We start from the raw sequence: 11,504 nt of genomic DNA, 5'->3' as shown, positions 1-11,504 counted from the left end.
GGGGAGATGCGTACCCCCCCGTCACGTTTTCCGGGCACAAAAAAACCGCCTTCAATGAGGCGGTTGTTTTTAAGGTGGGGATTATAGCCAACATGGTTTCTCAATTTCGAACCACTCTTTACGTTCTGAATCAAACAAGTATAATTTTAAGTTTTCATCAGTAAGGCTAATACCAAATTTGTTCATAGCCTTGGCAACGCGTGATTTGGTGTCCATTGTAATGGCTTCCCATAATGAAAAATTGAACACAGCAGTTCCATGATAAACTAAGCACAATCTTTCCTCTGAACAATTCATGATACGATCCTCACTCAGAATGTGAATTTTTAAGACACTTTTCCAACTCTTTATAAAGAGTCGAATTATCCGCTTTAAGCGCGTCAATTTCAAGGCCCATATTAGTGAGCAACTCATGCACTTTTGCATTAACAAGAGTTTGAGTTTCGATATTTGCATTAACGCGGGCAATCAATTGCTCCATCGTCATTACATCACTCAAACCCTGAATAACTTCTTGCGCTTCTTCCGGGCTGTGCAATTCGTTCATATCTGACATGGTATTTCTCCTTCTGGTTTGAACCATTATTTTAACACATAAAAAACCCCGAAAGCAAACCAGAAACTTTCGGGGCAAAAACTGCACTATTTAAAGTGCGTTTTATTGGGGGCTATTCTCAATACAATATCGCGAATCATTCGCCTATTTCTCGCAATGTGCTTTCCGTGCATATTCAGGCGCTTGTTTTGCTGATAAAGGACATAGGCAACAAAAATCATTGCGCCATCGCCCCCAGCGGAAAGCGCTTCTGATAATGCCCCCAGATCGAGCAATTACTTACCTTTTTCGGCCATTACAGCACCGGCCAAAATTGGAAGTAAACCGGCGTTAACATCGCCCATCAAAAGAGGCGCTACTTCTGGCGGAAGACCCAAAGCAGCCGCCCCAATGGCGACATAAGTTGACGGCTCAGACAAACGTTTTTTAAGAAAATCCCACATGGTTTTATCCCCTTAGTGATTCCACTGTTTTTCCCACCAAGCGGAAAGGCTATCAAGGACGCCTTCTTCCTGCATTGGTGGGTTCGCTTTTTTGGCACTCATATAGTGCCCAATTACAATACCACCAATCGCCCCGGCAGCAAAGTAAAAAGTTTTATCAGACATGGCCTAATACCTTTTCGAGAGAAACATAATTTCCGGCAATCCGTCCCCACTTAGCGGGGCTACCGGGTTGGCGGTCTTTCCGCACATCAACGTGGAACATAACATGCGGCTTTCCTGCATACTGAGTATCGGCGTAAACACCAATACCTGTAAAGCCCACGTCTTTTGCTAGCTGGTAAAATTGATCGACATTATTACCGTTTAAACCAGACGGGAAAATATCAACAGCTCGCACTTCGCCGTAAAGGTCAACATTATGCTGTGTCGTTGCATCGCCACCATGCCGTCCAATTCCACCTGCGGCGGGGGAAACATTAATTACCTTCCCCCACCGTTCGCGTAACTCGTCCAGTTTTTCTAATAAATCATTAGACATGAACGGCCACCAAACACCAAACTCGGATGGTGTAAAATGATTTAACTCTTTTCTGGTCATAACCCTTTCCCCGGTTTTATAGCCGTAGGTAAGGACAATCAAAAGAATGCCCAAACCCACGACCTTTTTAATATTCATAACTACGCCTGAAAAAACGATGCGCGAAACGGAATCCAAACCGCCTGAAACGCCTCGTAATTTTCGTTAGTTAAAACAAGCGTATTGCCGTTATCGAATTTAAACGGTACAACGGCCCCGGATTTAACCCAATCTTTTACGGAAGCCAAACCCCACATATCCTCCTTAGTTGCAGAGCACATAACGCCCTGAAATTCGACGCCCATTAATTTGCGCTCGTATTCGGTAGGCTCAACCGGCTCAGGGGCTATATATGGCATAATATCCATATTTTCCATAATGTATTCACAGCGCTCAGGATATTCACATCCATCACCCACATTTAAAGATGATGGAATCCATCCGAATTCTGAGTGGTTAAACTCAAAAGAAATAACGGTTTTATTTTCGTCATTATATCGCGGGTTTTTTATCTTACCTTCAAACATTAATCAATCCTCACAAAAGTGCCCATAGCGCGATAATTACCGCCATAACCATTATCAGAGTCACAAGTAGCGCGCCACGTTCCTTGCGGCGTTATACCATTGTTACACGTCCGCAAAGTGGAACTAAAACTAGGCGATGATGTGACGGCTCCGTTATAACGCAACGCTGAGCCGCTGTAAGTTTGTCCGGGATTTATCCCGGCTCCCCCGCTAGCCAAACAAAGCGTCGCAGTCTGGCCTATTCCGTTTAAATTTCCAATACCATTAACTTTTGCTTTTTGCTCGGCGGTTAAGCCCGGTGGAGTAATCGACATATCATTCTACCTCTAAAGCATAAAATTTATCGCCCGCGTTGGTGCCCAAAAAATCTACTTGTGAGGTGCTATTAATTTGCATAGCCGCACCGCCAATTAAGGGGATACCTTTTCCAGCAGCGCCGCCAACCCAAATCACACCAGCATTACTAACGTCGGTCAAAATTTCCAATGTTTTACGCGAGAGATTTTCAGGGATAGTTTGAACGGCGGGAGTCGCCGCAACTTCGAACTGATCCAGAGCATTAATATCACCACTCGCCGGTGCGATTTCGAGCTTACCGTTTACACGGTCAGATTCGAGGGGATCAGTACCGATAGCAAAAACACAATCAACTGCTGAAGTGCTTTCAGTCTCAAAAATGATTCGCTCAAAACCTTCATCTGAAAATACGCGCTCGCCGGGCAAAAGTTCGACATTAATAACGGTGTTTTCTTGCTCCCCAAGTGCCCGAACTTTTACGGGCAAATCGGCGCTTGCTGATTTATAGGTAATGACATTACCTTTAACGGTTGGGCGCTGGGATGAGCCAGAAATAAGCCCAACAATCGGATAATCTTTAATCATGAATCTGGTTCCTTATTTACGTAAGTAATATGCGACGCCAATAACACCGCCAGCAATTGCCAAGTATTTAATGGCCTTTTCAGTAGTTTCGGCCGAATCGCTACGAATGGCGCTATTTTGTGCGGTGATACTGTCAGCTGCTGTTTGGGCAACTGCATCCAAGGCATCCCCGCCGAAATCTAAAGCGGCGGCGAAAACATCGCCAACAGTATCGACGCCCTCAACAACGGTATCGAGGCTCTCATTAGCAATGCGAACCGCAGCCGCTAAAGAATCTTCAACAATACCGCCGTCCGTAACGTTTAAAGTACTGCCGCCACTGACAACCGCAGCTGTCCCCTCAATTCCTTGGACGTTTGCCGTCTCCGTAGTAGTCGTTGTTGTGGTGGTAGATTTTTGTGAGCTTTTGCCGCCGCCTGACATATCATTTGACCTCTATAATATACTCGTAAAATCCGTTATAGCATTTGCCGCTATAATATGGCGAGTATTTTTTAAACATTCTGCAAAGCGCTTTTCCCCGCACAGAATAAAACCTTATGTTTGTATAATAAAGGCTTTTAGCGGTTTTATAAAACTTATCAATTGCAGACTCTGGATTTTTACCTTTTAAAAGCACTAAAACACAACAATCAAAATCATTGCGGTAAATTAGTATTAATTCGTCGCTGCAAAGTAATACTGATTGACCGTTAATAACGTCGTTTTTATTCCTCTCGAAATCAGCGCCCATAGTGTCACCTATGCGACGCTCGATTTCGCGAGTCCATTTAGATTCTATTAAATCCATTTCTGACTCTTAGCGAATAAAAAACCACCAACCGCCAAAAGGGCATAAAGGCCGTAATTTTTTGACGCTTGATTGTATCCACCAAAACTAACCGTTGGCGTTACGTTACCGCCACGGTTAAACTGGTCTCCTGTAGACGCTGTTCCGCCTGTTGCTGAATATCCACCGCCCGGGCCCATACTAAACCACCTTTTTTTTCATCAAATATTTAACGGCCAAATAACTGCCAGTTAATACCACTGCCGACTTAGTTATTTTTTCAGCCCCTTCTCCGGCAGCATAAGCGCCGCCGCCGATTGCTAAAGAAGCCACTGCTATGATTGCGATTGGAACCAATGGCATAAATCACCTATTTTCGCAGCAGCAAAACAACACCCAAAATAACCGCAGAACCGATAGCGATATTAGTAGGTGTTAAATAACCATTTAAAGCGCGGTCAACTGTTTGCTGATATTGACCCTCGCTTTGCTCATTAACGACGCTTGTATCCTGATCAGGATTAAGGTCATTAAAATATTCGTTACGATTGCGAGCGCGTTCGTAATCCAAACGGTCAGTAATAATACCGTTTGCGGTTTCGCCAGCGTAATCGATAAAGCCACCAAGCGCATTGCCGATGCTAGACGTTAGCTCGTCCCAGCCACGGGAAATGGGGCCAAAAAAGCCGTCGTCTGGGCTAACATCCTGAGTAATAGTATTACCCTGATAACGTTGCTCCAATTCGAAAAAATTATCCATGCTTAAAACCTCTACAAAAAAGGGCGGCAACCGGGCCGCCCTTTTTGGTTAAATAAATCAGGCCTTAACCTGACAGGCCGCCGATGTAGTCAACACAAAGCGGCACATCGCCCGCCGCGCTCATGGTCAAAACAAAGCGCAAATCTTGCACTACCTGACCCTGCACATTTCGGGTTGCTAAACCTTCAGCACCGTCGCCAACTTCTGTCGGGTCGATAACGTAGGCCGCTGCAGTTGGCACACGCTTGCCGTCTGATTGGATCAGATCATTTTCAGCTTTAGAACGCTCAAAAATGATGTAGTTATTACGCTCAACTTTGATCTTGCTAATGTTAGCGTTTTCAAAGCGTGCCTGATTAATCAGATTACCTTTCGGCAGATCGCTGATTTCATACTCGCCGACCGAAGGCGCGTTGTAGCTGAAATTACGAACCAGATTAATAGCGCCCAAAACGGTCGCATTACTCTGGATGGCTTCGGCAGACAGAACCGGCGAAGTTGCAGCGCTGTTAATGTCGATTTCCAAAGTCAGCGTTGTAACGCGCTGCGGGTCCTGCTCAACACCGGTGCCAAAAGCGGTCAATTCGCGAGCGGCGCGGGTGTTAAGCCCGTAGCGCTCAAAATCGAAGATCAGAATACCGTTGGCAGCGGCGCGGCCCTGAAACTGGTTAATATTGTCCAGCTGTTCGCCAGAAGTATAACGGCGCACAAGCTGACCGTTAGCGATAAGGCGAATTTCGTCCATTTGGGCGAGGGTAATACCGCTGTAATTAATCAGCAGCTGGTGATACGTCAAACCGATAGGCATGCGCAGCGTTGCAGTTGCGCCGCCAGAAACCGATTCGAAAGAGGGCATACGCCGTGTCGTTTTCATTTTTGTTTCCTTTTTGACCGTATTATCAAATAGTCAGAAAATGGGATTAACCCGGCTGATTAAAACCAGCCGGAATCATCAGTGATAAAATCTTTCACCGGGGCGACGCGATAAGCGACGGCAACTGCGGCCAGTGCAATGACGCCGGTAGTCAGTACGTTTTTCATGCTCAGTTTCATGAGTTTTTTACCTTTTGAATATATGGCTTTAAAATTAACTCGGTTAAAACCGTCGAAAGCGTTGTAGTAACAACCACCGTCATAATAAATTTTTTATTCAGGAGCTGTTTGGCCATCGTCGTTTTCAACCTCGTCTACGTTTCCCGGCGTTTCTTCCGGTGGAATTACATCGTCATTATTATCACTTTTTTCATTTTTTGAAAATAAAAAAGCGCCAATAGTTGCGGCCACTGCAATTCCGCCAAGAATTAATTTTTTATTCATTTTTTAATACCTCAATTTTAGGGGGTTTTTGAATTGAATCATTTTCTTTAGTTTCGAAAACTAATTTAGCCTTGCCACAAGCAAACCCGTCAGAAAAAATAAAATGTACTTTTTTGAGCGTAACGCATTGCGATAAAATGTCGTTATATTCATCGGCCAAAGTATCGGAATCTTTTTTGCTTTGTTTAAATGCAAAAACTTTTCCACATTGATTTCTGGCATTTGGGGGGATCATGGACATTGCGCGTTGACCGATAAAGTAAACAAGGTGTCCATTGTGGCGCCCTTGATAAGCAATTTTTTCAGCGCCTTTTATATCGAAGTCAAAAAGCACTTTAGCCTCATCAATAAAAACATGGTGCTTTTCAAGCTTCCAGAAATCATTTAAAAACTTTTCGGGGCTAGAATACTTTTTAGCACCATCGGGCCAACCGCCAGATTTGCGGGGGTCAAACACTAAAATATCTTCACCCTTTTTATGGGCCTGATTTGCGAAGAATTTTGCCAAATTAGTTTTGCCGCTAAAAGATGCCCCGACAATTATGTTATGCATTATCTTCTTCCTTTTTAGTTGCAGAATCTTCAGCGTTTTTCTTAAGCTCATCTACTTTCTTTTCTTTGCGCTTAAAAAGTCCTTTTATTTTACCGAATATCCCACCAATTAAATTTCTGGTTTTTTGAATGTTGCTTTCACGCGTAGAAATTTCATGAGAGTAAAGGCCAGCCGACATTATCAATTGGACGCTCGCAGGAAGTTCAATTGAGCCGTGTTCGTTGAAGTACTGTTCTATAGAGTCGGTAAGGTCATTAAAGTATGCTGGATTTGGACGCGCATTTTCTACTCCATAAATAGAAGAGTGTAAACCCGCATACATCGCGGCCATTTTTTGAGCGTCCAAACGATTGCTCGCATTTGACTCTGGCGCTTCAATACCTTCTGAAGTCTGGCCGGTGGTTAATCTTTTGTCGCGTTCTTTTTTAGGGATTCTACGCCACTTTCCGCCAGCGGTTTTTTCAGGCGGAAAAACGTGTAGCGCCGGATCAAAAGGATTACCCTTCTCATCCTTGACGCCGCGATACTCTTCTATTGCAGGTGTGTAATCTTCCCGCAAATCGTTATCATTTTTAGAAGGGTCTTCCGGTTCTGGCTCTGGCTCGTCGTCTATATAGCCGCCTTCTTCCTGAGTGACTGGCGGCAAGGCCATTTCGAAAAAGTCGTCAGCGGTGCCCTGGCTATCTGTGTGATCGTCTATATTAACGGTGTCAGCATCTTGCCGCTCTGGCAGATCTGCTGTATCATGGGTGTCTGCGGTGGCTGCATCAATTTCCATTGGTCAGGCTCCAAAAATTAAAAATTTTAAAAAACACAAAATTAATAAGGTGGAAAAAATGAAAAAATAAATTTTACCCCAAAAAATGTACGCGGCTATTTTCCTGTGCCATCCAAAGCGGAAAGCCAAGATAAGTAGCCCGACAATTACCGGAATTTCTTTTTTTTCTGGTTTTTTACACATAGTAAATACAGGGTATATTAAAATGCGGAAATTAAAAAGCGGAAAAGCGAAACCCGCGACAATTTCAGCAGACAAAATTTATAAAGATCACGCTAAAAAATTGAAGCAATCTGGAATTATAAATTTTGACCTACGGAAAAAACTTACCCCTCAGCAAAAAGCTTCTATTACTAAGAAGTGGGCGGATTACCGCTCAGTAATTGAGCCGAAAGCGTCAAAATCTACAGGGAGAAAAAAAGAATACGTAACACGAACAGTTTCCAAAAAAGTTTCGGCGGAATTAAAAAAAGCCGGATACAAAACTTTTGGCAACAAAGTTTGGATAGGAAAGGATAGATATAAAAGCGTATCTATAAAATCACGAAAATTAAAAAACGGGGAAACTCGGGTAGAAATTGTTCGTAAATCCAGAGGAAAAACTAGCCGGGAAAAATTGTACTCCAAAGCGGGTAATATTTTTGCCGACATAGAAAAAGCCATGGAAACGCGCAAATTAATGCCCAACATGTTTGTATCCGTAAAAATAGGGTCTAACAACCCGTTTTCTGTGAACCTTCCTGTTAACTCATATCAGGAGCTAATGAATTACCTGACAAAATGGCAACCGAAAGATGACTTATTAAGTCGCGACGAATTGCTATCAAAAATGACTCTCGTATATATAAACGATTGAGGTGCTAAAATGCCGCGTGAAAAAAGATTGATCGCGACGTGGGACATTGAAACCGACCCGTTCTTATATGGCCGTGAACCGCGACCATTTTGCTGCGGGTTGGCGTTCCAAAAAACCGTCGAAGAAATAGCTCATATAGAATATACAGAATTCTGGGGCGATGATTGCTTGGAAAAGTTTTATATGCATTTAGGTGGTATAAAACAACGATTAGTAATCTATGCTCATAATGGTGGAAAATTTGATTTTGTATACCTCCTTAGAATGGGCTTATTAGAAGACCCTATAAAGATCATAAATGGGCGCATCGTTGAGGCTCGTTTTGCTGGCCATACTTTGCGTGACTCTTATGCTATAATTCCCGTGCCCCTTGCGGCCTATCAAAAAACCGAAATTGATTACGACACTTTTGAAGAAGAAAGTCGCGAAAACCATAAACGCGAAATTCTTGACTACTTAAAAGATGATTGTATTTTCCTGTTAGATTTAGTCGTCGCTTTCTGGGAAAGGTTTGGCGACAATTTAACAATTGGTGGAACGGCTATAAAAGAGCTTAAAAAACGTTGTCCATTTGACCGCACAACTAATGCACACGATGAAATATTTAGGCCCTTCTATTATGGTGGTCGCGTTCAATGCTTTGAAACTGGGGAAATAAAAAGTGAAAAAGATTTACTCATTTATGACGTCAATTCTATGTACCCGGATGTCATGCGAAATTATGAGCATTTTGTCGGTGATTATTTTAGGGTCGTTAGTGAGTTCGAATCGCACATTAATTATGCCACTGGCGAGTTATTGCGTAATTCTTATAAGCCTTATTTCATTAAGGTTACTGGAAAAAATAACGGCGCGATCCCCACACGTGCCAAAGATGGTTCTCTTGATTTCGAATGTAAACGCGGCACTTTTAATGCTTGTAGCCACGAATTAAAAATAGCCCTTAAGTATGGGCTATTCGAAATAGAAGAAATTCACGAATTGTACATACCCCAAGATACTATAAATTTTTCTGCTTATGTGGATGAGTTTATAACTGACAAAATAGAGGCTAAAGAAAAGGGCGACAAAATTGGCGAATTATTCGCTAAGCTTTTGCTCAATTCTGCATATGGCAAATTTGGTCAAAATCCGCGCAATTATTTTGATTGGGTTATTGTCGATATCGAAGGGTATGAGGAAAGGCCGTATTCCCTTGAAATTATGCCTGTAGATTTTGGCCATGATTTTGTTGGCCCTCCTTATCGCATGATAAATGCTTGGGCGCTTTATGCGGATTACGGGGACATGGAAATCTGGCGAAAACCTGCACCTGTAGAAAAGTTTTTTGATGTGAGCGTTGCGGCTTCTATTACCAGCGCCGCAAGGGCTTGCCTTTTAGAAGCCATTGTAAATGCCGAGCGGCCTATCTATTGCGATACTGATTCCCTCATGTGTGAAAAGCTACGTGGCGTCAGGCTGCACCCTACCGAGCTTGGCGCATGGGATTTAGAAGCTACCGGAACCGAGGCTTATATAGCCGGGAAAAAACTTTACACAATGTATGGCCCCGCTTTAAAAGACCACGACGACGGCTTATATAAGAAGGGAGAAATTATTCCTCTTAAAAAAGCCTGTAAAGGTGTACAATTAAGTCCTGAAGAAATTAAAAACCTCGCCATGGGGCAGAGTGTCGAAAGCCATTCACATGCGCCCAACTTTAAGCTTACTGGCGAGACTGAATATATGCAGCGCATTCTCGGCGCTGGAAAACATACAAAACTGTTCGACAAATTTGGGGAAAGAATCAATGCAGGAAATTGACCAGACACAAAAACTCGCGAGATTGTTGCAGAATGAACGCATACGCCAAGGGTTCTCCGTTCGCAAGTTCGCAAAAAAGTGCGGCGTTAGCCCATCAACTTTGTATCGCTTCGAAAAGGGTACATATTTTGACAAAGAAACTTTGAAAAAAATTTGCGATTCTTTGCATGTGACGCTTGCAATCGTAAAAGAAGAAGATTAAAATTAACTCACTTTCTTAAAGAAAGAAAAAAATTTTTTTTAAACCAGAAGGAAATACGAAAATGAACCTGATCAAAAAACTGACTGTTAAGACTGTTGTTGGCAACCTGAAAGCTATGGTAAAAGCTGGTGACGTTACTGAAGGTGCAATTATGCGCGTTATGGGCATTGCCACTGGGCAGCAGTCAGGCACAAGCGATTTCGGTGATTGGATCGCCTTCAAGGGCAAGTTCCGTGCAATCAATATCATTACCGGCGAAGAGTTCCATTCCGCAAAATGTTTGCTGCCTGAAGTGGCTTCTGATCTGGTAGTCGCGGCGATGGCGGAAAATGAGTCCGTGGAATTTGCTTTCGATATCAAAATCCAGCTGGATGAAACCGCTGCAACTGGTTATGTGTATCTGGCGCAACCGCTGGTAGAAGCTCAGCAGGACGACCCTCTTGAGCGTCTGGCATCCAGCGTCACTATGGCCCTGCCAAAACCGGGCAAAGTTGAAAAGCCAGCTAAGGACAAGTAATTAACCCTGTAAAGAAAGGCGGTTCGTGGCGACACTTACCGCCTTTTTTTATTGAGGAAAATATTATGTTAAATGCGGACGCTATTAAATTGCTTCAAGAAGTGCACCATATGCAAGCTAAAATTATTTCGCTTACTGGCGGTGGCGCATTGTCAACTAAGAAACGGTTACTACTTATAAAGTACGAGGCGGAATGTGTGCAATATAAATTGCAATCCCTTGTTGATCAGGAGGGCATGAAAGATGAGGCGTAAATATTGGTGGTATGAAAGAGATTTCTTTGATTGGATTATTTGGCTGCTTGAGTTGTGTAAGTCTTTAATGATTATTTTGTGCGTTTGCCTTGTCGCGTTTATGGTGGCCACTTTAATCGCCGTTATAGTTATGGGTTCTTTTCAGATTTGGGAGTGCGTTTTAGACCCCCTTTGCAGGTTCGAATAATGGCTGGGGGAGGCCCTCGAAGAATTGTGCGCGATAATGAGGGCAATCGCGAGCCGGTGCAAAATGTTCATAGGATGTGGCAAGGAATATATTACAGGCGGTTTAGGAAAAAATTAAAAGAAAAAGGGGTGCGTAAACATGAGATGCGAACACGGAAAGGTGATATTGTTCGTTAGCCGTCAGGTTTCACCGCCTGTTTGTGACGATGGCGAATATCCTGTTTTTTATGGGTGCGGGGAATGCTCTGCACCAATTGAGTATTTAGGCGAAGAGCATTCGCTTATTTTACAAGAGCCAGAATGTCGGAATAATCCGACGGGAGATTGATAATGAAAGTGTACATTAAGATCAAAAAGAAAATGGTCTATAAAAGAACTTGTGGCAGCATTACTGCGGCTAAGGCTTGGATTAAAGAGTATTTCCCAGACGAAAAAATAACGTTTGGGAAAAAGAAAGAATTTACTAATCAGTGCGGCGAGGTTATTGTGGGTCGCATACGCGGTAACACAATCTCATACAT

General features: G+C 43.1%; 23 protein-coding genes. 6 read left to right on the top strand and 17 right to left on the bottom strand.

Annotated elements, in window-relative coordinates; genetic code table 11:
• Positions 1-307: 307 nt before the first annotated feature.
• From V6Z81_10875 to V6Z81_10795, 17 genes are all read right to left on the bottom strand, one after another.
• Complete coding sequence (locus tag V6Z81_10875) at positions 308-556, bottom strand: hypothetical protein (GenBank protein ID MEG9862970.1); 249 nt, start codon at positions 554-556, stop codon at positions 308-310.
• An 86-nt stretch (positions 557-642) separates the two neighbouring features.
• Entirely contained in the window at positions 643-831 is a 189-nt protein-coding gene (locus V6Z81_10870) for a hypothetical protein (GenBank protein ID MEG9862969.1), read from the bottom strand.
• Positions 832-999 carry a hypothetical protein gene (locus V6Z81_10865; protein MEG9862968.1) on the bottom strand — a complete coding sequence of 56 codons (168 nt, stop codon included), beginning with the start codon at positions 997-999 and terminating at the stop codon, positions 832-834.
• 12 nt (positions 1,000-1,011) lie between these two features.
• The gene (locus V6Z81_10860) at positions 1,012-1,164 is read right to left on the bottom strand and encodes a hypothetical protein (protein MEG9862967.1); all 153 of its coding nucleotides are present in this window, start codon (positions 1,162-1,164) and stop codon (positions 1,012-1,014) included.
• Positions 1,157-1,678 (bottom strand): hypothetical protein, encoded by a 522-nt coding sequence (locus tag V6Z81_10855; protein MEG9862966.1) that lies wholly within the window; start codon positions 1,676-1,678, stop codon positions 1,157-1,159. The genes V6Z81_10860 and V6Z81_10855 overlap by 8 nt, the downstream gene beginning before the upstream one ends.
• Before the next feature lie 2 nt (positions 1,679-1,680).
• On the bottom strand, positions 1,681-2,106 hold the full coding sequence (locus V6Z81_10850; protein ID MEG9862965.1) for a hypothetical protein: 426 nt from the start codon (positions 2,104-2,106) through the stop codon (positions 1,681-1,683).
• A complete protein-coding gene (locus tag V6Z81_10845; protein ID MEG9862964.1) occupies positions 2,106-2,420 on the bottom strand; it encodes a hypothetical protein in 315 nt (104 codons plus the stop codon). The genes V6Z81_10850 and V6Z81_10845 overlap by 1 nt, the downstream gene beginning before the upstream one ends.
• 1 nt (position 2,421) lies before the next feature.
• Complete coding sequence (locus V6Z81_10840) at positions 2,422-2,988, bottom strand: hypothetical protein (GenBank protein ID MEG9862963.1); 567 nt, start codon at positions 2,986-2,988, stop codon at positions 2,422-2,424.
• A gap of 12 nt (positions 2,989-3,000) precedes the next feature.
• A complete protein-coding gene (locus V6Z81_10835) occupies positions 3,001-3,411 on the bottom strand; it encodes a hypothetical protein (GenBank protein MEG9862962.1) in 411 nt (136 codons plus the stop codon).
• A gap of 1 nt (position 3,412) precedes the next feature.
• On the bottom strand, positions 3,413-3,778 hold the full coding sequence (locus V6Z81_10830) for a hypothetical protein (protein MEG9862961.1): 366 nt from the start codon (positions 3,776-3,778) through the stop codon (positions 3,413-3,415).
• On the bottom strand, positions 3,769-3,957 hold the full coding sequence (locus V6Z81_10825; GenBank protein ID MEG9862960.1) for a hypothetical protein: 189 nt from the start codon (positions 3,955-3,957) through the stop codon (positions 3,769-3,771). Before V6Z81_10825 ends, V6Z81_10830 begins: the two co-directional genes overlap by 10 nt.
• A 1-nt stretch (position 3,958) precedes the next feature.
• A complete protein-coding gene (locus tag V6Z81_10820; GenBank protein ID MEG9862959.1) occupies positions 3,959-4,120 on the bottom strand; it encodes a hypothetical protein in 162 nt (53 codons plus the stop codon).
• 7 nt (positions 4,121-4,127) lie between these two features.
• Positions 4,128-4,517 carry a hypothetical protein gene (locus V6Z81_10815; protein MEG9862958.1) on the bottom strand — a complete coding sequence of 130 codons (390 nt, stop codon included), beginning with the start codon at positions 4,515-4,517 and terminating at the stop codon, positions 4,128-4,130.
• A 64-nt stretch (positions 4,518-4,581) separates the two neighbouring features.
• Positions 4,582-5,391, bottom strand: a complete 810-nt coding sequence (locus V6Z81_10810) for a major capsid protein P2 (protein ID MEG9862957.1) — start codon at positions 5,389-5,391, stop codon at positions 4,582-4,584.
• 272 nt (positions 5,392-5,663) lie between these two features.
• On the bottom strand, positions 5,664-5,834 hold the full coding sequence (locus V6Z81_10805) for a hypothetical protein (GenBank protein ID MEG9862956.1): 171 nt from the start codon (positions 5,832-5,834) through the stop codon (positions 5,664-5,666).
• A complete protein-coding gene (locus V6Z81_10800; GenBank protein MEG9862955.1) occupies positions 5,827-6,387 on the bottom strand; it encodes a hypothetical protein in 561 nt (186 codons plus the stop codon). The genes V6Z81_10805 and V6Z81_10800 overlap by 8 nt, the downstream gene beginning before the upstream one ends.
• Complete coding sequence (locus V6Z81_10795) at positions 6,380-7,165, bottom strand: hypothetical protein (protein ID MEG9862954.1); 786 nt, start codon at positions 7,163-7,165, stop codon at positions 6,380-6,382. The genes V6Z81_10800 and V6Z81_10795 overlap by 8 nt, the downstream gene beginning before the upstream one ends.
• Before the next feature lie 205 nt (positions 7,166-7,370).
• Here V6Z81_10795 and V6Z81_10790 point away from each other — a divergent pair, with 205 nt between their 5' ends.
• The 6 genes from V6Z81_10790 to V6Z81_10765 all read left to right on the top strand — a co-directional run.
• Positions 7,371-8,021, top strand: a complete 651-nt coding sequence (locus tag V6Z81_10790; protein ID MEG9862953.1) for a hypothetical protein — start codon at positions 7,371-7,373, stop codon at positions 8,019-8,021.
• A gap of 9 nt (positions 8,022-8,030) precedes the next feature.
• Complete coding sequence (locus V6Z81_10785; protein MEG9862952.1) at positions 8,031-9,824, top strand: DNA polymerase; 1,794 nt, start codon at positions 8,031-8,033, stop codon at positions 9,822-9,824.
• The gene (locus V6Z81_10780) at positions 9,811-10,026 is read left to right on the top strand and encodes a helix-turn-helix transcriptional regulator (protein MEG9862951.1); all 216 of its coding nucleotides are present in this window, start codon (positions 9,811-9,813) and stop codon (positions 10,024-10,026) included. Before V6Z81_10785 ends, V6Z81_10780 begins: the two co-directional genes overlap by 14 nt.
• Positions 10,027-10,087: 61 nt before the next feature.
• The gene (locus V6Z81_10775) at positions 10,088-10,543 is read left to right on the top strand and encodes a hypothetical protein (protein ID MEG9862950.1); all 456 of its coding nucleotides are present in this window, start codon (positions 10,088-10,090) and stop codon (positions 10,541-10,543) included.
• A gap of 65 nt (positions 10,544-10,608) precedes the next feature.
• A complete protein-coding gene (locus V6Z81_10770; GenBank protein ID MEG9862949.1) occupies positions 10,609-10,797 on the top strand; it encodes a hypothetical protein in 189 nt (62 codons plus the stop codon).
• A 516-nt stretch (positions 10,798-11,313) separates the two neighbouring features.
• The coding region (locus tag V6Z81_10765; protein ID MEG9862948.1) for a hypothetical protein at positions 11,314-11,504 on the top strand (191 nt) is incomplete at its 3' end.

It is taken from the genome of Parvularculales bacterium, assembly GCA_036881865.1.
Classification (GTDB): Bacteria; Pseudomonadota; Alphaproteobacteria; order JAPOUT01; family JBAJNM01; genus JBAJNM01.
Note: the sequence above shows the minus strand (reverse complement) of the source record. Positions and strands in the feature narration are given on the sequence as shown.

Excerpts from the sequence above, each read along its gene's own strand:
- V6Z81_10830 (MEG9862961.1), bottom strand. The coding sequence starts at position 3,778 with ATGGATTTAATAGAATCTAAATGGACTCGCGAAATCGAGCGTCGCATA.
- V6Z81_10780 (MEG9862951.1), top strand. The coding sequence starts at position 9,811 with ATGCAGGAAATTGACCAGACACAAAAACTCGCGAGATTGTTGCAGAAT.
- V6Z81_10800 (MEG9862955.1), bottom strand. The coding sequence starts at position 6,387 with ATGCATAACATAATTGTCGGGGCATCTTTTAGCGGCAAAACTAATTTG.
- V6Z81_10785 (MEG9862952.1), top strand. The coding sequence starts at position 8,031 with ATGCCGCGTGAAAAAAGATTGATCGCGACGTGGGACATTGAAACCGAC.
- V6Z81_10845 (MEG9862964.1), bottom strand. The coding sequence starts at position 2,420 with ATGTCGATTACTCCACCGGGCTTAACCGCCGAGCAAAAAGCAAAAGTT.
- V6Z81_10835 (MEG9862962.1), bottom strand. The coding sequence starts at position 3,411 with ATGTCAGGCGGCGGCAAAAGCTCACAAAAATCTACCACCACAACAACG.
- V6Z81_10815 (MEG9862958.1), bottom strand. The coding sequence starts at position 4,517 with ATGGATAATTTTTTCGAATTGGAGCAACGTTATCAGGGTAATACTATT.
- V6Z81_10805 (MEG9862956.1), bottom strand. The coding sequence starts at position 5,834 with ATGAATAAAAAATTAATTCTTGGCGGAATTGCAGTGGCCGCAACTATT.
- V6Z81_10770 (MEG9862949.1), top strand. The coding sequence starts at position 10,609 with ATGTTAAATGCGGACGCTATTAAATTGCTTCAAGAAGTGCACCATATG.
- V6Z81_10875 (MEG9862970.1), bottom strand. The coding sequence starts at position 556 with ATGTCAGATATGAACGAATTGCACAGCCCGGAAGAAGCGCAAGAAGTT.
- V6Z81_10775 (MEG9862950.1), top strand. The coding sequence starts at position 10,088 with ATGAACCTGATCAAAAAACTGACTGTTAAGACTGTTGTTGGCAACCTG.
- V6Z81_10840 (MEG9862963.1), bottom strand. The coding sequence starts at position 2,988 with ATGATTAAAGATTATCCGATTGTTGGGCTTATTTCTGGCTCATCCCAG.
- V6Z81_10850 (MEG9862965.1), bottom strand. The coding sequence starts at position 2,106 with ATGTTTGAAGGTAAGATAAAAAACCCGCGATATAATGACGAAAATAAA.
- V6Z81_10795 (MEG9862954.1), bottom strand. The coding sequence starts at position 7,165 with ATGGAAATTGATGCAGCCACCGCAGACACCCATGATACAGCAGATCTG.
- V6Z81_10865 (MEG9862968.1), bottom strand. The coding sequence starts at position 999 with ATGTGGGATTTTCTTAAAAAACGTTTGTCTGAGCCGTCAACTTATGTC.
- V6Z81_10825 (MEG9862960.1), bottom strand. The coding sequence starts at position 3,957 with ATGGGCCCGGGCGGTGGATATTCAGCAACAGGCGGAACAGCGTCTACA.
- V6Z81_10820 (MEG9862959.1), bottom strand. The coding sequence starts at position 4,120 with ATGCCATTGGTTCCAATCGCAATCATAGCAGTGGCTTCTTTAGCAATC.
- V6Z81_10860 (MEG9862967.1), bottom strand. The coding sequence starts at position 1,164 with ATGTCTGATAAAACTTTTTACTTTGCTGCCGGGGCGATTGGTGGTATT.
- V6Z81_10810 (MEG9862957.1), bottom strand. The coding sequence starts at position 5,391 with ATGAAAACGACACGGCGTATGCCCTCTTTCGAATCGGTTTCTGGCGGC.
- V6Z81_10855 (MEG9862966.1), bottom strand. The coding sequence starts at position 1,678 with ATGAATATTAAAAAGGTCGTGGGTTTGGGCATTCTTTTGATTGTCCTT.
- V6Z81_10790 (MEG9862953.1), top strand. The coding sequence starts at position 7,371 with ATGCGGAAATTAAAAAGCGGAAAAGCGAAACCCGCGACAATTTCAGCA.